General features: G+C 73.0%; 12 protein-coding genes. 3 read left to right on the forward strand and 9 right to left on the reverse strand.

Annotated elements, in window-relative coordinates:
• Positions 1-13: 13 nt before the first annotated feature.
• The 4 genes from GB932_RS05625 to GB932_RS05640 all read right to left on the reverse strand — a co-directional run bounded on the left by GB932_RS05625 (position 14) and on the right by GB932_RS05640 (position 7,043).
• On the reverse strand, positions 14-3,439 hold the full coding sequence (locus GB932_RS05625) for an error-prone DNA polymerase (protein ID WP_156759697.1): 3,426 nt from the start codon (positions 3,437-3,439) through the stop codon (positions 14-16).
• Positions 3,439-5,238 carry a DNA polymerase Y family protein gene (locus GB932_RS05630; RefSeq protein WP_231916007.1) on the reverse strand — a complete coding sequence of 600 codons (1,800 nt, stop codon included), beginning with the start codon at positions 5,236-5,238 and terminating at the stop codon, positions 3,439-3,441. The genes GB932_RS05625 and GB932_RS05630 overlap by 1 nt, the downstream gene beginning before the upstream one ends.
• A complete protein-coding gene (imuA', locus tag GB932_RS05635) occupies positions 5,235-5,948 on the reverse strand; it encodes a DnaE2-dependent mutagenesis accessory factor ImuA' (protein ID WP_231916028.1) in 714 nt (237 codons plus the stop codon). Before imuA' ends, GB932_RS05630 begins: the two co-directional genes overlap by 4 nt.
• A gap of 285 nt (positions 5,949-6,233) precedes the next feature.
• Complete coding sequence (locus tag GB932_RS05640; protein WP_197517333.1) at positions 6,234-7,043, reverse strand: putative endonuclease domain-containing protein; 810 nt, start codon at positions 7,041-7,043, stop codon at positions 6,234-6,236.
• Here GB932_RS05640 and GB932_RS05645 point away from each other — a divergent pair.
• A complete protein-coding gene (locus tag GB932_RS05645; protein ID WP_156759699.1) occupies positions 6,957-7,484 on the forward strand; it encodes a 2'-5' RNA ligase family protein in 528 nt (175 codons plus the stop codon). The two genes, GB932_RS05640 and GB932_RS05645, sit on opposite strands and share 87 nt — an antisense overlap.
• Before the next feature lie 142 nt (positions 7,485-7,626).
• Here GB932_RS05645 and GB932_RS05650 read toward each other — a convergent pair whose 3' ends face one another.
• Together GB932_RS05650 and GB932_RS05655 are read right to left on the reverse strand one after the other, a co-directional pair.
• Positions 7,627-8,664 (reverse strand): App1 family protein phosphatidate phosphatase, encoded by a 1,038-nt coding sequence (locus GB932_RS05650; protein ID WP_156759700.1) that lies wholly within the window; start codon positions 8,662-8,664, stop codon positions 7,627-7,629.
• Between the two features lie 6 nt (positions 8,665-8,670).
• Positions 8,671-9,309, reverse strand: coding sequence for a DedA family protein (locus GB932_RS05655; RefSeq protein ID WP_156759808.1), 639 nt, complete (start codon positions 9,307-9,309; stop codon positions 8,671-8,673).
• Between the two features lie 120 nt (positions 9,310-9,429).
• Here GB932_RS05655 and leuS point away from each other — a divergent pair, with 120 nt between their 5' ends.
• Positions 9,430-11,997: a leucine--tRNA ligase gene (gene leuS, locus GB932_RS05660; protein WP_156759701.1), complete on the forward strand. Its 2,568-nt coding sequence runs from the start codon at positions 9,430-9,432 to the stop codon at positions 11,995-11,997.
• A 63-nt stretch (positions 11,998-12,060) separates the two neighbouring features.
• Here the strand turns inward: leuS and GB932_RS05665 are convergent, their stop codons facing one another.
• Positions 12,061-14,475, reverse strand: coding sequence for a ComEC/Rec2 family competence protein (locus GB932_RS05665; protein ID WP_231916008.1), 2,415 nt, complete (start codon positions 14,473-14,475; stop codon positions 12,061-12,063).
• A 2-nt stretch (positions 14,476-14,477) separates the two neighbouring features.
• A complete protein-coding gene (locus GB932_RS05670) occupies positions 14,478-15,089 on the reverse strand; it encodes a ComEA family DNA-binding protein (RefSeq protein WP_156759702.1) in 612 nt (203 codons plus the stop codon).
• A gap of 154 nt (positions 15,090-15,243) precedes the next feature.
• Here GB932_RS05670 and holA point away from each other — a divergent pair, with 154 nt between their 5' ends.
• A complete protein-coding gene (gene holA / locus GB932_RS05675; protein ID WP_156759703.1) occupies positions 15,244-16,278 on the forward strand; it encodes a DNA polymerase III subunit delta in 1,035 nt (344 codons plus the stop codon).
• A 56-nt stretch (positions 16,279-16,334) separates the two neighbouring features.
• On the opposite strand, the gene rpsT is transcribed toward holA, so the two are convergent.
• Positions 16,335-16,595: a 30S ribosomal protein S20 gene (rpsT, locus tag GB932_RS05680; protein WP_156759704.1), complete on the reverse strand. Its 261-nt coding sequence runs from the start codon at positions 16,593-16,595 to the stop codon at positions 16,335-16,337.
• Positions 16,596-16,650: the final 55 nt, after the last annotated feature.

The following is a 16,650-nucleotide window of genomic DNA, read 5'->3' on the forward strand; positions in this document are numbered from 1 at the left end:
GCTCGCCTGACGCTCAGCGGAAGTCGCGGGAACGGTGTCCGACGCCGACGCGGAGGTCTTCGAATCCGTCGGCGACGATGTTCACGACGCCCTCGGGCGATCGTTCGAGCATGCCCCGGACGATGAGCGCCGGGCTGTCGCGCACGAGGCGTCGATAGCGCGTCCAGACCCCGACGGAGCACACGACGTTCACGAGGCCGTGCTCGTCCTCGAGGTTGAGGAATGTGACGCCCGACGCGGTCGCCGGACGCTGCCGGTGGGTCACGAGCCCCGCGACCTCGACGCGGCGCCCCGACTCGTGCGTGCGCAGGCCGGTCGAGGTGAGCACGCCACGTGCGTCGAGGGCGCCGCGGAAGTGGGTGAGCGGATGGTCGTCGATCGAGAGGCCCGTCGCCCACAGGTCGCTCGCGAGGCGCTCGTAGCTCGAGGGATCGGCGAAGAGCGGCGGCTGCACCGACAGCGCCGTGCCCGGCAGGAACTCGGGGTGGTCCTGCGCTGCGGCGCCCGCGAGCCAGATCGCCTCGCGCGTGCGATGCCCGAACGGCTCGAACGCGCCGGCCGTCGCGAGCGCCTCGAGCTGCTGCTCGGCGATGCCCGTGCGGCGCACGAGGTCGGACATCGAGACGAAGGGGCCCGCGCCCTCGCGCTCGGCGACGATGAGCTCGGCGGTGCGCTCGCCGATCCCCGTGATCCCCGCGAGGCCGAGGCGCACCGCGAAGCCGCCGTCGCGCCGGTGCGCGGCCGACTCGTCGGGCGCCGAGGCGTCGAAGGGCGCTGGCTCGCTCGCGACGTCGGCGGGGGCGTGGTCGGCGAGACACCCCGCGCGGCCCGTGGGCGCCCGGCACGCGGGATCCAGCGGCTCGAGCGTCTCGCCCGCGCCGGAGCGCAGGATGTCGGGGCGGCGCACCTCGACGCCGTGGCGACGGGCGTCGGCGGTGAGCGTCGCGGGGGAGTAGAACCCCATCGGCTGCGAGCGCAGCAGACCCGCGAGGAAGGCCGCGGGGTAGTGCAGCTTGATCCAGCTCGACGCGTAGACGAGCAGCGCGAACGAGAGGGAATGCGACTCGGCGAAGCCGAAGTTCGCGAACGCCTGGATCTGCGCGTACAGCTGCTCGGCCTGCTCGTCGGGGATGCCGTTCGCGGCCATCCCTGCGAAGAGCTTCTCCCTCAGGCTCTCGATGCGCTCCTGCCCGCGCTTGGATCCCATGGCCCGCCGCAGCAGGTCGGCGTCCTCTCCCGTGCAGTCGCCGATCGCCATCGCCATCTGCATGAGCTGCTCCTGGAACACGGGGATGCCCTTCGTGCGCCTCAGGACGGGCTCGAGCTTCGGGTGCGGGTAGGTGACGGGCTCGACGCCCATCTTGCGGCGGACGAACGGATGCACGGCGCCGCCCTGGATGGGGCCGGGGCGGATGAGGGCGATCTGGATGACGAGGTCGTAGAAGCGGCGCGGCTGCAGGCGCGGGAGCAGGCCCATCTGCGCCCGTGATTCGACCTGGAAGACGCCGATCGAATCGGCGCGGCAGAGCATGTCGTAGACGGCGGGCTCCTCGCGCGGGAGCTCGCGCAGATCGAACCGCTCGCCCGTCGCGTCGGCGATGATGTCGAAGCAGTGCTGCAGGGCCGCGAGCATGCCGAGGCCGAGCAGGTCGAACTTGACGAGGCCCATCCAGGCGGCATCGTCCTTGTCCCATTGGATGACGGTGCGCCCGGGCATGCGCGCGTGTTCGATGGGGACGACCTCGCCGACGGGGCGGTCGGTGAGGACCATGCCGCCCGAGTGGATCCCCAGGTGGCGCGGTGTCTGAAGGAGATCCTTCGCGGACGCGAGCACCTGGTCGGGGATGTCGTGGTCGGGGCCGGATTCGAGGGTGGCGCCCCAGCGCTCGACCTGGCGCGACCAGGCGTCCTGCTGGCCGGGTGAGTATCCGAACGCGCGCGCGACGTCGCGCACGGCGTTCTTGGGGCGGTACTGGATGACGTTCGCGACCTGGGCGGCGCGTTCGCGCCCATAGCGGTCGAACACCCACTGGATGATCTCCTCGCGCCGGTCGCTGTCGAAGTCGACGTCGATGTCGGGCTCCTCGTCGCGCATGGCCGAGAGGAAGCGTTCGAACGGCAGCTGATAGTAGATGGCGTCGACGGCGGTGATGTCGAGCAGGTAGCAGACGGCGCTGTTGGCGGCGGATCCGCGCCCCTGGCAGAGGATGCGGCGGCGGCGGGCCTCGGCGACGATGTCGTGGACGATGAGGAAGTATCCGGGGAAGTCCTTCTTCTCGATGACGTCGAGCTCGTGCGCGATGCGGTCGCGGTCGGCGGGGGACAGGTGCGGGTAGCGGCGGGGGACGGCGCCCCAGACGAGCGCGCGCAGGTACGACATCGGCGTGTGCCCGTCGGGGACCGGCTGCTTCGGCAGGGCGGGGCGCGCCGCGCGCAGAGGGAAGACGAGTTCGTCGGCGAGGTGCGCCGTGCGTTCGACGGCCCCGGGATAGCGGGAGAAGATCCGTGCCATCTCGTCGCCGGAGCGCAGGTGCGCCGAGGCGTGCGCGGGCATCCAGCCGTCGAGGTCGTCCATGCTGCGGGTGGCGCGGATCGCGGCGACCGTCTGCGCGAGGGGCGCCTTCGCGGGGGTGGCATAGTGCGCGCCGGTCGTCGCGACGAGGGGCAGGCCCGTGCGCTCGGCGAGCAGCGCGAGCGCGTCGTTGCGGTGATCGTCGCGCGGATCGCCGTGATGGGTGAGCTCGACGAAGACGCTGTCGCGGCCGAAGAGGGCGATGAGGCGGCGCAGCTCGTGCTCGGCGGCGCTGAGCTGTTCGTCGGGCGAGGCGTTCCGGCGCAGCGCCTGCCCGACGGCGCCCTTGCGGCACCCGGTGAGCACGGCCCAGTCGCCTGCCGCCTCGTCGCCGAGCTCGTCGAGGTCGTAGACGGGGCGCCCCTTCTCGCGCCCGCGCAGCTGTGCGCGCGTGATGGCGTGGGAGAGGCGGTGATAGCCCGGGGCGCCGCGGGCGAGCACGAGCAGGTGCGCTCCCGCGGGATCTGGGAGGCCCTTCTGCGGCGCGGGCAGGTCGAGCGAGAGCTCTGCGCCGAACGCCGTGCGCACGGACGTGTGCTCGGCGGCCTCGGCGAAGCGCACGATGCCGTAGAGGCCGTCGTGGTCGGTGATCGCGAGTGCGTCGAGGCCGAGGCGCTCGGCCTCCTCGACGAGATCCTCCGGGGAGGAGGCGCCGTCGAGGAACGAGTAGGTCGAGTGCGCGTGCAGCTCGGCGTAGCGCACGCTGCTGGCGCCGCGCGAGATGGCGGGCGGTTCGTAGGCGGCGCGCTTGCGGCTCCACGCGGGGCTGTCGCCGCCGTCGGCTGCGACGGGGCGCGGGTCGGGGCGGCGCCCGCTGAGCGTGCGCTCGAGCTCGTTCCAGGGGATCGGGGGGTTCTTCCAGCCCATCAGGCGTACCTGCCTTCCAGCCACCAGGCGCCGTGTTCGAGCACCGCGAGCCACGCGGATCCCTCGTCGTCGACGAGCTGGAAGCGGTGGGCGCTGCGGGCGCGGGCGGGATCCCACGTGCGCTCGACGACCGGCCAGGGGCCGGCCCAGCGGGCGATGCGCCGCCCATCGACGGCGGCGGGCGGCGCCGTGAGGAGGCCGCGTTCGTCGACGGCGACGGGCGCGCCGCCCGCGCCGGTGACGCGCACGGGGCGGGGTTCGTGGAACACCTCGGTCGGCAGCGGCGGCGGGAGGGAGCCGGGCCAGGGGAGGTCGCGGCGGCGTGCGGGTGCGGCGGCGTCGCCCCAGGGGCGGAGCGCCTCGCGCTCGGCGAGCCATCGCCCGCCGCCGATGGCGGGGGTGAGCACGCCGCGGTGGCCGAGCGCGCTCTGCACGCGCGTCATCGCGTGATGGGTGCGCTCGTCGGGGCCCTGCCCGACGAGCGCGGGCTGGTGGCCTGCGGCGTCGTCGACGGCATCGGGTTCGATCGCGATGCGGCAGATGCCTCCCGTGAGGGCCGGGGCGTCGCGGGAGGGCTGCAGCTGCCAGCGCACGCGATCGACGACGCTCGCGGCATCGAAGCTCTGCGGGTGCTGCCAGACGCGCTCGCTGCGGCCGCCGAGATCGCTCTCGATCGTGATGCGCACGGCCGTGCAGACGAGGCCGGCGGCGCCGAGCCCGTCGCAGAAGGCGTCGGCCGTGCGGCGCACCGCGAAGGCGACCTGCTCGGCGAGCTCGAGGGGAGGCTCGAGGTCGAGCTCGCGCGCGAGCTCGGGCGGCGGCACGCGCGGGACGACGGTGCGCGAGTCGGCGCCGGCGGCGAGGTCGTGCAGGCGGGCGCCGCGGGGCCCGAGGCGGTCGTGGATGCGCCCGGCGGGGAGCGCGGCGAACTCGCCGAGCGTCTGCACGCCGAGGCGGGCGAGGAAGAGGGCGAGCTCGCCGTCGCCGAGGGCGGAGGTCGGCAGCGGGGCGAGGAACGCCGACGAGCCTCCGGAGGAGACGACGCGGATGGCGTCATCGGGAGGGGCGGCGCGCGCCGCCTGCTCGGCCGTGAACAGCCCGTCGGCGACGCCGGCTCTGGCCTCGGCGAGGCCGTCGTCGGCGAGGGCGCGGAGGAGGGCCTCAGCCGCCGCCCGCTCGCCGCGGTAGAAGCGTGCGGGCCCCCTGGCGCGCAGGGCGGCGACGCCGGGGCGGAGCGGCTGGACTCCGGGGGTGAGCTCTTCGAGCCGCGTGAGCACGCGGTGGAAGGCGCGCTCGTCGCGCCCCTCGTCGGCGGGGAGCAGGCGCAGCCGAGAGCAGGCGCCCTGCGCGTCGCGTCGCCGCTGCCCGCGGCGGACGCCCTCGGCGCGGGCGGCGGCGGAGCAGGTGACGATGCGCCCGTCGTGCACGATCGCGAGGGGATCGTCGGGGGAGACCCGCTCGTTCTCGGGGGCCTCGCGCGCCTGTGTGCGCAGATGGGCGGTGATCGGCCAATCGGGCAGCCACAGCACGATGGCGCGCTCGGGGGCGGCTCCGCCAGCTGTGGGGTCAGGGGCGGCGGTGCCCCGAGCAGCCTGTTCGGGGGCGGCTCTGCCATGTGCGGGGTGCCCGCCTTCGACCTCGCCGTGCGCGGCGCGCTCGGACATGGCGCCGCCGTGCGCTGTGGCGCGGTCGGAGGTCGCGTCGCCGTGCATGGCGCGCTCGAAGGCGGCGCCGCCGTGCACGGCGCGCGTCGGAGGAGCGGGGAACGGTGAGCTCGCGTTCGGAGACGATACGATCATGCGCCCACCGCCGTGAGGTGCCCGTGCCGGCGGGGGCGCGCCGCCGCGAACGCGGAGACGCGCTCCACGCCGCCCGAGGGGCCGGGGAGCAGGACGCGCACGGTCTGCGACCGGGGCATGCGCCTGCCCGCGGCGGCGATCGTCACGGCGCGGGAGGTGAGGAGACCGTGCCCCTGCCCGATGCCGCCCCATTCGGGCTCGCTCATCGTGAGCGCGGCGTCGACGCCGGGCCAGGCGCCGGCGACGAGCAGGGCGCTGCCGCGATCGCGCAGGCGGGCCTCGAGGCGCGCGACCTCGGCCGAGGTCGCCGGGCCCGGAGGGCGCACGGCGACGAGGGGGAAGACCTCGGCGGCGGACGACGCGGCCTGCAGCCAGCGCTCACCCGGGCGGGGGATGAGGGCGAGGCGCGAGAGGTCGACGCCGTACCCCTCTGCCGCCTCGGCCGAGAGGTCGGGCATGCCGACCACGGCGCACCACGACCCCTCCCGGGAGGACGCGCCGAGCAGGGCGAGGAGGAGGCCCGCGGAATCGGGCAGCGCGTAGCTCGCACCGGGGCGCAGCCCTCCGGAGGGGAAGAGCGGCGCGAGGGCGTCATGGACGGGCAGGGCGTCGACCTGCGCCGTGCGCCGCTGCATCTGGCCGATCTGCGCGCGCAGGCGCGAGACCATCGCCGTCTGATCCGCCTCCACGGCGGCCTGCATGACTGCCATCTCCACGACCCCATTCTAGAAACTATGTTCGAGTAAGCCAAGCGATGTTCGAACACTAGTTCGAACCCCTGACAAACGAACGAGCGGGGGCGGGCGACCCGCTCCAGAGTGCCCTTGCGCCCTTCGAGGGCGACGAGAGGGCGCAAGGACACTCGGGAGCGTGGTGTCAGTCGCGGGGCGCCGCCTCCGGGCGCGCCCGCTCCCGAGTGCGCTCCCGCCCTTTGGCACGCGCCGGAGGGCGCGGCGGCACTCGGCAGCGTGGCGTCAGTCGCGGGGCGCCGCCGATCAGGACCGCTCGAGCTTGCGGCGCACGCGCCGCGGCACCTCCTCTGGCAGTTGGAACACGTGTCGCGACGTGAGCCGCACATACGACCAGCCCGCCTCCTCGTACCGCGCGAACCGCTCGATGTCGCGTTCGAACTGCGCGCGATCCAGATGGCCCTCGCCCTCGTACTCGACGGCCAGCCTGCTGCGCGGATAGGCCAGGTCGGCGGCGCCGATGAACAGGTCGTCATCGTCGTACACGTCGTAGTCGAGGGCGGGCTCCGGGAGCCCCGCGTCGACGATGAGCAGACGCACCAGCGTCTCCGGGCGAGACGATGATCCGGTGCGTGCGCGCTCGAGAGCGCGGCGCAGTCTCGGTGCCGCGCGCCAGCGATGGCCGTCGAGAGCTTCGGCGAGCGTCTCGCGCGTCGCATAGGGATCCGTTCGGTCGAGCGGGACGAGGCCTCCCGGCGAGCGCGGGACGCGGAGCAGGTGGTCGGTGGCCGCCACGAGGTCGTACTCGTCGAGGAGAGGGCCCAGCGTCGCCCAGGTCAGCGCCGGATCGGCGATGCGCAGCCCCTGGATCCGGTACACGTGCCGAGGCGCGCCGATGCGCATTCCGCGGATCCCCGGTCGTCGCGGCGGGGTCCGCGGATAGTCGACTCCCACATACAGCTCATCGTGCAGTCCGACAGGGAGCGGAACGCCGCCGATGAGCGCCGCGGTCGGGCCGACGAAGTAGGCATGCTCGGGCATGATCTCGGCGTAGGCGCGGATCCGTCGCCACGCATCCGCGCGCTCGGCCTTCGGGCCGACCGCCCCGCTGGGCATCGTCTTGAGTGTGCGCACTCCGCGAAACGGGATGGTCATCCCGGGGTTCCGCAGCCGTTTCGCGGCGACGACGTCAGGGAGAGACTCGCTGCAGCCCTCACGCCCCTCGAACCGTTCGATTGCGTTCTCGCCTCGACGGGCTGGTTCGGCGATGATGTGCTGTGGCTCGCACCAGCCGACGATGCGCCCTTTCGCGCACTGATCGGATCCGTCGAGCGCGTTTTCCCCGCCTTGCGCCCGTACGACGGGGCGCACGCGGAAACCGTCCCGCATCTGACGATCGGGGACGGCCGCCCACATACGGAGCTGCGTGAAGCGGAGCGGGCGATCCAGACGCGCCTGCCGCTCCACGGTCGCGTGGAACTCCTGACACTTCTCGTCGAGCAGTCGGACGCGACCTGGCGCACATCGGAAGCCTTCATGCTCGGGCGACGACGGTGACGAAGAGCCTCCCGAGTGCGCAAGTGCCCTGCGCCGCGCTGATCAGGGTGCGGCGGCACTCTCGAGGGAGCGCGCCGGCGTGGCGTCGTGCGGGAGCGTGCGGCCCGGGCGCATGTGCACCCGCAGGGGGCGCGCGGCGCTCTCAGCCGAGCAGGCCCACGCGCTCGAGGCGCTTCGCGAGGCCCGCGCCGTCGTGCGACGCGACCCACGGCACGCCCGCGGCGGAGTGGTCGTCGACCGAGGTGCGGCCGCCCGCGAGGACGGCCTCCGCCGCGGTCAGGCGGCGGATCGCCACCCCCGCGACCGACGACGGATGCTCCGCCGTGAACTGCGTGTAGATCTCGTCGTCGTGCTGCCCGTCGTCGCCGATGAGCAGCCACTCGACGTGCGGGAACTCCTCGGCGAGGCGGCGCAGATTGTCCTCTTTGTGGGCGCGGCCGCTGCGGAACCAGCGGTCGTGCGTCGGCCCCCAGTCGGTGAGCAGCATCGCGCCCCGCGGGAACAGATTGCGGTGCAGGAACCGCGTCAGGGTCGGCGCGACGTTCCATGCCCCCGTCGACAGGTACAGCATGGGGGCGCCGGGGTGCTCGCGCATGACGCGCTCGAGCAGCACCGCCATGCCCGGAACCGGCTGCCGAGCGTGCTCGTTCAGCACGAACGAGTTCCACGCGGCGAGCAGCGGGCGCGGCAGCGCCGTCACCATGACGGTGTCGTCGACGTCGCACACGACGCCGAAGCGCACGGCGGGGTCGACGACGAAGATCCGAGCGTCGACGGGAGCGCCGCCCTCGACCGACATCTGGAACGTCTGCCAGCCGGGCGCGAGATCCGCCGGGAGGACCGTGTCGATCACGCCGCCGCGATCCGCGACGATCTCGTGGTGAGCGTCGCCGATCCGCACGGTCACGGTCGCGAACGCGACGGGGATCCCGACGAACGAGCGCCAGCCGCGGACGCCGTCGCCGGATCCGCGGCTCGCGAGCGGCGGGAGGATCAGCACGCGACCGACGACGCGGATCCAGCCGTCTCCGCCGTATCCCGGGAACGGCACGACCTGCGGCGTGCGCCCGGATCGGCGCGCCATGCGCTCGCGCCAGCCGTGGAAGCGGCGCTCGATGCGGGCGACCCAGTGGATCTTCGCGGGGAGGGCGCGATCGGAGCGCGCAGGGCGGGAGGACATCGCCCGTCAGTCTTTCATGTGTCGGTGCTCGAACCAGTGCAGGAGCTTCTTCCCGCCGAACACGACGAGGAGGCCGAGCACGATGATGCCGAAGAACGCGTACCCCGCCCAGTGCGCGCTGTCGGCGAGCTCACGATACGTCTCGGCCGCGCCGGCCGCGATCGCGATGTAGATCGTCGACCACAGCACACAGGCCGGCAGCGTCCAGGCGAGGAACTTCCGGTACGGATACCCGGACATCCCGACGGTGAGGGGGACGAGCGAGTGGAGCACGGGGAGGAAGCGCGAGAGGAAGATCGCGATGCCGCCGCGCCGACGCAGATAGGTCTCGGCGCGGGCCCAGTTGCGGGCGCCGATGCGGCGCCCGAGCCACGAGTGCTCGAGACGCGGCCCCGCCCAGCGGCCGATCGCATAGCCGATGCTCTCGCCCGCGATCGCCCCTGCGACGATGAACGCGCCGAGGATCACGGCCTCGACGGCCGAGGTGACGCCCATCGCGCTGACGATCACGATCGTGTCGCCGGGGACGATGAGCCCGACCAGCACGCTCGTCTCGAGCATGATCGCCACAGAGGCGATGAGGATCCGCAGCCAGGGCGCCACGCCCTGCACGACGTCGAGGATCGCCGTCAGGACATCGTTGATCACGTCCCCGATCCTACGGCCGGTGGGCCGTGTCGGCGGTGCGCGGTACCCTGGAGTCTCCTCAGATGCGCGCGGGCACGCCCCTGCGCGCGAGTCTTCCGACGATAGGCCCCATTCGACGTGTCACAGACCACCGTTCCCGAGAATCCCGCGCCCTCCGAGGTGCACGACGTCCACGCCGTCCAGGCGAAGTGGCAGGAGTACTGGGAGCGGAACGAGACGTTCCTCGCCGGCGACGACGGCGACAACCGTCCGCGCAAGTATGTGCTCGCGATGTTCCCGTACCCGTCGGGCGACATGCACATGGGCCACGCGGAGAACTACCTCTACAGCGACATCATCGCGCGCTTCTGGCGCCACCGCGGCTACAACGTGCTGCACCCCATCGGCTGGGACTCGTTCGGCCTGCCCGCCGAGAACGCGGCGATCCAGCGGGGGGCGGATCCGCGCGAGTGGACCTACGACAACATCGCGCAGCAGCGCGCGAGCCTGAAGCGCTACGGCGTCTCGTTCGACTGGTCGCGCGTCCTGCACACCTCCGATCCCGAGTACTACCGCTGGAACCAGTGGCTGTTCCAGCAGCTGCACGACCGCGGCCTCGCATATCGCAAGGAGAGCCCGGTCAACTGGTGCCCGAACGACCAGACGGTGCTCGCGAACGAGCAGGTCGTCGACGGGCGGTGCGAGCGCTGCGGCGCCGAGGTCGTGAAGAAGAACCTCACGCAGTGGTACTTCAAGATCACCGACTACGCCGACCGCCTGCTCGACGACCTCAACCAGCTCGAGGGCGCCTGGCCGAGCAAGGTGCTGCAGATGCAGCGCAACTGGATCGGCCGCTCGGTCGGCGCCGACATCGACTTCCGGATCGAGGGCCGCGACGAGCCCGTCACGGTGTTCTCGACGCGCCCCGACACGCTGTACGGCGCGACGTTCATGGTCGTCGCGCCCGACAGTGCGCTGGCGGCCGAGCTCGTCGCCGATGCGGATCCGGCGGTCAAGGCGCGCTTCGAGGAGTACCTCGCGGCGACGCAGAAGGAGACCGACATCGAGCGGCAGTCGACCGACCGCGAGAAGACGGGCGTGCCGCTCGAGCGCTTCGCGATCAACCCCGTCAGCGGCGAGCGCCTGCCGATCTGGACGGCCGACTACGTCCTCGCCGACTACGGGCACGGCGCCGTCATGGCGGTGCCCGCCCACGACCAGCGCGACCTCGACTTCGCCCGGAAGTACGACCTGCCCGTGCGGGTCGTCGTCGACACGACGGCGCCCATCACGGGGGCGATCCCGGTGATCGAGACCGACGAGGACGGCAACCTCATCGATCCGGATCCGCTGCCGAGCCCCATCGAGACGGGCGAGGCGCTCGCGGGCGAGGGCCGCCTGATGAACTCGGGCGAGCTCAACGGCCTGTCCAAGCGCAACGCGATCGCCCGCGCGATCGAGATCCTCGAGAAGCGCGGCACGGGGCGCGCCGCGAAGCAGTACCGTCTGCGCGACTGGCTCATCTCGCGCCAGCGCTTCTGGGGCACGCCGATCCCGATGGTGCACACGTCCGACGGGCGCATCGAGAAGGTGCCCGCGGAGCAGCTGCCCGTCACGCTGCCGCAGGCGAAGGATCTCGACCTGAAGCCGAAGGGGTCCTCGCCTCTCGGCGCGGCGACCGACTGGGTGACGACGACGGATCCCGTGACGGGCGAGACGGCGCTGCGCGACGCCGACACGATGGACACCTTCGTCGACAGCTCGTGGTACTTCCTGCGCTTCCTCTCGCCGCGCGACGAGACGGCCGCGTTCGATCCGAAGAGCGCCCTGCGCTGGGCGCCCGTCGACAGCTACATCGGCGGCGTCGAGCACGCGATCCTGCACCTGCTGTACGCGCGGTTCATCACCAAGGTGCTGTTCGACATGGGGCACGTCGACTTCACCGAGCCGTTCTCGAGCCTCATCAACCAGGGCATGATCCTGCTCGACGGCACGAAGATGTCGAAGTCGAAGGGCAATCTCGTCGAGATCACCGACGAGATCGCCGCGCACGGGTCCGACGCCGTCCGCGTCGCCCTCGCCTTCGCCGGGCCGGTCGAGGACGACAAGGACTGGAAGGATGTGCACGCGGCCGCCGCGACGAAGTTCCTGGCGCGCGCGGTGCGCGCGGCGGGCGACGTCACGAGCGCCACGGGAGTCAAGTGGGCCGACGGCGACACGTCGCTGCGGCGCGTGACGCACCGGCTCCTGGCCGACGCTCCGGGCCTCGTCGAGCAGACCAAGTTCAACGTCGTCGTGGCTCGCCTGATGGAGCTCGTCAACGCGATCCGCAAGACGATCGATCAGGGCGCCGGCGGCGCGGATCCGGCCGTGCGCGAGGCCGTCGAGGCGACGGCCATGATCCTCGATCTGTTCGCGCCGCACACGGCCGAGGAGATGTGGGAGACGCTCGGCTACGAGCCGTCGGTCAGTCAGGTGTCGTGGCGCCCGGCCGACCCGACCCTCCTCGTCGAGGAGGACGTCACGGCGGTCGTCCAGGTCAACGGCAAGGTGCGCTCCCAGCTCACCGTCTCCGCGAAGATCGACGCGGAGTCGCTCGAGAAGCTGGCGCGCGATGACGAGAAGGTGCGGCGCTTCGTCGGCGACAAGCAGATCGTGAAGGCGATCGTGCGCGCCCCGAAGATCGTCAGCCTCGTCGTGAAGTAGGCCGCGAGGAGCGGAGGAGGGCGTCTCGAGCGGGCGCCCTCTCTGCGGTGATCGACGCGCGGCTCACCGTCGTTCCCGCCAGATCCGGAGGCCGTCGGTCGCGCTCACGAGCACGAGCCCGTCGGTGTCCGTGCGGGCGACGCTCGCGCCCGCACGGGCGAGCGTCGCAAGCAGGTCGGGATGCGGGTGCCCGTAGTCGTTCTCGCCGACGCCGATGAGGGCGACACGGGGACGCGCGCGGAGGTACAGCTCGGCGAGCTGGTCGCGGCTGCCGTGATGCGCGACCTTGACGACGTCGAACTCGCCCGCGAGGGCGTCGGACGCGGAGAGGACCCGCTGCGCGCTCTCGGAGAGGTCGCCGAGCAGGAGGGTGCGCGGGATGTCGGGCCCGGTCAGTTCGATCACGAGGCTCGTGTCGTTGCCCGCGTCGAACGCGCGGGTGTTCTCGGCGGGCCAGAGGATCCGCCATGCCGCGTCGCCGAGCGATCCGTGCATCCCCGCGTGGCCTTGGCGAACGTCGTCGCTCGCGTCGTGCACGGGAACGATGTCGTCGTCGGGTGCGAACGGCCCGTGGATGATCGTCCCGGCACGGTCGGCGAGCACAGAGAGGGCACCGACGTGGTCGATGTCGAAGTGGGTGAGGAAGACGAGGTCGACGCGGTCGATGCCGAGCCGGTCCAGGCAGGCGTCGAGGGCGTCGGGGTCCGGCCCCGTGTCGACGAGCGCGACGCGCCCCGCGGAGCGGAGGAGGATCGCGTCGCCCTGTCCGACGTCGCAGAGCGCGACCGACCAGTCGCGCGGCATCGCGAGCGGTGCGATGCCGCCGTGCCAGGCGACGACGCCGGATCCGATGCCGATGGCGACGGCGAGGACGCCGACGCTCCCGCGCCGGATCCCTCGCATCCACGCATGATCCGGCAGCCGGACGACGGCGAGGACCGCGCAGGCGCCGAAGCCGGCCAGCACGAGGAAGCCCCACCATCCCTCGTGCCACGGCAGCCGCGAGGCGGGGAGCGCGGCGAACGTCGTGGCGGTCTGAGCGACCCATGCCGACGGTGCCCACGCGATCGCGGCCGCGCCGAGGGCGAGCGGCTCGATCGGCTGCGCGAGGCACGCCACGAGCCCGAGCACCGTCGCGAGCGGCGCGGCGGGACCCGCGATCATGTTGGCGACGACGCCGTACAGCGCCACCTCCGGCGCGAACAGCACGATGATCGGGCCGCACACGATCTGCGCCGCGAGGGGCACCGCGATCCCGAGCGCGACGGCGCGCGGCATCCAGCGACCGAGGCCGCGCGCGAGGGGCTCGGCGAGGAGCAGGAGCGCGCCGGTCGCGCCCGCCGAGAGCAGGAAGCCGAAGTTCGTCGCGAGCCACGGATCCGCGCCGACGAGCAGCGTCACGGCGAGCGAGAGCACGGCGACGCCGGCCCCGCGCCGGCCGAGCAGCAGCGCCAGCATCGCGATCGCCGCCATCGCGCCGGCGCGGATCACGCTCGCCTCCGGGGTCACGAGCACGACGAATCCCGCGAGCACGACGAGCGAGCACGCGACGCGCGTACGGCGCCCCGCACCGCAGGCGGCGCAGAGACCGAACGCGATGCCCACGACGAGCGCGCAGTTGCTGCCGGAGACGGCCGTCAGGTGGCTGAGCGACGACGCCTTCATCGCGGCATCGAGCTCGTCGGACACGCCGCTCGTCTCACCGACCGAGAGGCCGGGCAGGAGCCCCGCGCCGGGCTCGGGGAGCCCCCGGACGACGTCCTCGACGAAGCCGCGCCGCAGCGCGCTCGAGATCGCGAGGACGTGGGCGGGCGGTGAGCGCACATCGACAGCATCGGCGACGACGACCGAGACGGCGGCATCGCCGGTGCCGGTCGGCCGCGCACCGCCGGTCACCTCGACGCGCGCCCCGAGGTCGAGCCCGTCGGGAGGCGCTCCTCCGCGCCAGATCACGCGCACGGTCGCCTCCCCGGCATCCGTGTGGGCGGATCCGTCGAAGCGGACGCCATCGGCCGACGGCTCGACTTTGGTCGTGACGTCGACGACGAGCGACGACACCCGCCCGTCGAGCTCGGCGGCGCTCGCCTCCCGCACGGGGTGTGCGAGGGCCGCGTGGCTCGCGGCGACGGCGGCCGCGGCGAACGCGATGCCCGCGAGCGCGCCCCACGGGTGGAACCGGACGAGTGCGCCCGCGAGTGCATCCTGGCCCGGACTGAGGCCAGGCACTCCGACGGCGAACAGCAGCGACACCGCCGCGGCGCCCCACGATGCGACCGCGACCCCCGAGGCGACCTGCGGCGCCAGCACCGCGGAGAGTGCGGCGGCCCAGGCCGCGAGCGCGACCGGCAGCAGGCGCATATCGCGCGCGGACGATCCGCGCCGCGCCGAGCCGTCCGCCTCGTGGCCAGGACCCTGCTCGGCGGGGAGCATCCGCGTTCCGGTCGTTCCCTCGCCCGGGCGCCGTCCGTTCCCCGGCACGTTCACACCGTCGCCTGTTCCCGCACCGACTCGAGGACGGAGGGGCCGATGCCCGACACTGCCAGGAGGTCATCGACGGATCCGAAGGGACCCTCGGCCTGCCGCCAGTCGATGATGCGCTGTGCGAGGGCGGGTCCGATGCCGGTGAGGGTCTCGAGCGCGGCGCCGTCGGCCGTGTTGATGTTCACGAGAGCGGGGGTCGCCGCGCCGCCCGGGGCGCCGGCGGCGGGATCCTCTCCCTCGACCGGCACGACGAGCTGCTCGCCGTCGGTGACGGGGCGGGCGAGGTTCACCCCGGCGGAGGCCGCGTCGCTCGCCAGTCCGCCCGCCGCCGAGATCGCGTCGACGACGCGCGCACCCGCCTGCACGACGTACAGCCCGGGGGAGCGCACCGCGCCGGACACGTGCACGTAGACCGCGTCCGCCGGCGCGGCGCTCGGCGCGGCCGTCGCGATCGCCGCGTCGCCCGCGATCTGCTCGACGGGCGCGCTCGCGCTGCGCCAGATGCCGATCCCGACCGTCGCGGCGAGTGCGACGAGCACCAGGAGGATCGCGGCGCCCACGCCGAGCCGCGCGCGGGGTGACGCGCGCCGATAGGCCTCGAGATCCGACATGGCGGCGACGCTACGGAATCCCGCCCCAGCCCGCCGCGCGGGATCCGCGGATCCTCAGATAACTCCGCGGATCCGCCGCCTGTGGACACGCTGAGGGGCGCCGGATCTCCGCAGCCCGCGGAGGAACGTCAGACGTCGCGGCTACGCTGGATCCATGGCCGCACGACGCTCAGGATCCGCGAAGAAGCCGTCTGCGATTCCTCAGCTGTCGTGGCGTGAGCCGCGGGCCGCGCCGATCGTGCTCGTGTCGGGGCCCGAGGAGGTCTGCGCCGAGCGCGCGACGGCCGCGATCCGCGATGCGCTCAAGGGCGATGACCCCTCGCTCGAGGTCACCGACCTCCGCGCCGACGACTACACGGCCGGCACCCTGCTCGGCGTCACCTCGCCGTCGCTGTTCGGCGAGCCCCGGCTCGTGCGCGTCGGCGGCGTCGAGAAGTGCTCCGATGCGTTCCTGCAGGAGGCGCTCGCGTACCTCGAGGCCCCGCAGGAGGGCGCGACGGTCGTGCTGCGTCACACGGGCGCGAGCGTGCGCGGCAAGAAGCTGCTCGACGGGATCCGCGGGGGCGCGGGCGGCGGCGTCGAGGTCGCGTGCCCGGCCATCAAATACGACCGCGACCGCGAGGCGTTCGCGGCGGGCGAGTTCCGGCACGCGGGGCGGCGCATCGCGCCGCGGGCGCTCGGCGCCCTGACGCAGGCGTTCTCGGGCGACCTCGCCGAGCTCGCCGCCGCATGCCAGCAGCTGCTGCAGGACACGACCGGCGACATCGATGAGAAGATCGTGGACCGCTACTACGGCGGCCGGGTCGAGACGAGCGCGTTCGACGTCGCCGACGCGGCGATCGCCGGTGAGTACGGGCGTGCCCTGCTCACCCTGCGCCATGCCCTCGATTCCGGTGCCGATCCCGTTCCCCTCGTCGCCGCCTTCGGGATGAAGCTGCGCACGATGGCGCGGGTCGGCGGGCGCCGTGGGCCATCCCGTCAGATCGCGCAGGAGCTGAAGATGACCGATTGGCAGGTCGACCGCGCACGGCGCGACCTCCAGGCGGGCTGGTCCGAGCGCACGCTCGGCCTGGCGATCCAGGCGGTGGCGCGCGCCGACGCCGAGGTCAAGGGCGCGTCCAGGGATCCGGTGTTCGCGCTCGAGCGCATGATCACGGTCGTCGCGACCCGCGCCCCCTTCGGGGCGTAGCCCGCAACGCAGAAGGCCCGCCCCCACAGGGACGGGCCTTCTGCGTGGTGCTCAGCTCAGAGCGCGGCGATCTGCTTCGCCAGGCCGCCCTTGCGGTTCGCGGCCTGGTTCTTGTGGATCACGCCCTTGCTGGCGGCCTTGTCGAGCTTCTTCGAGGCCTTCGCGAAGGCGGCCTCGGCGGCGCCCTTGTCGGCGGCCGAGATGGCCTTGCGCGTCGCGCGGACGAGCGTCTTGAGCTCGCTCTTCACGATGCGGTTGCGCTCGCGCGCCTTCTCGTTGGTCTTGATGCGCTTGATCTGCGACTTGATGTTTGCCACGTCGTTACAGGCTTTCGTTGGTGATGTGCGTCGGATGTTGTCGACCGACAGTAGA

Origin of the sequence: Microbacterium karelineae, assembly GCF_009745985.1 — a bacterium.
GTDB classification, from domain to species: Bacteria; Actinomycetota; Actinomycetes; order Actinomycetales; family Microbacteriaceae; genus Microbacterium; species Microbacterium karelineae.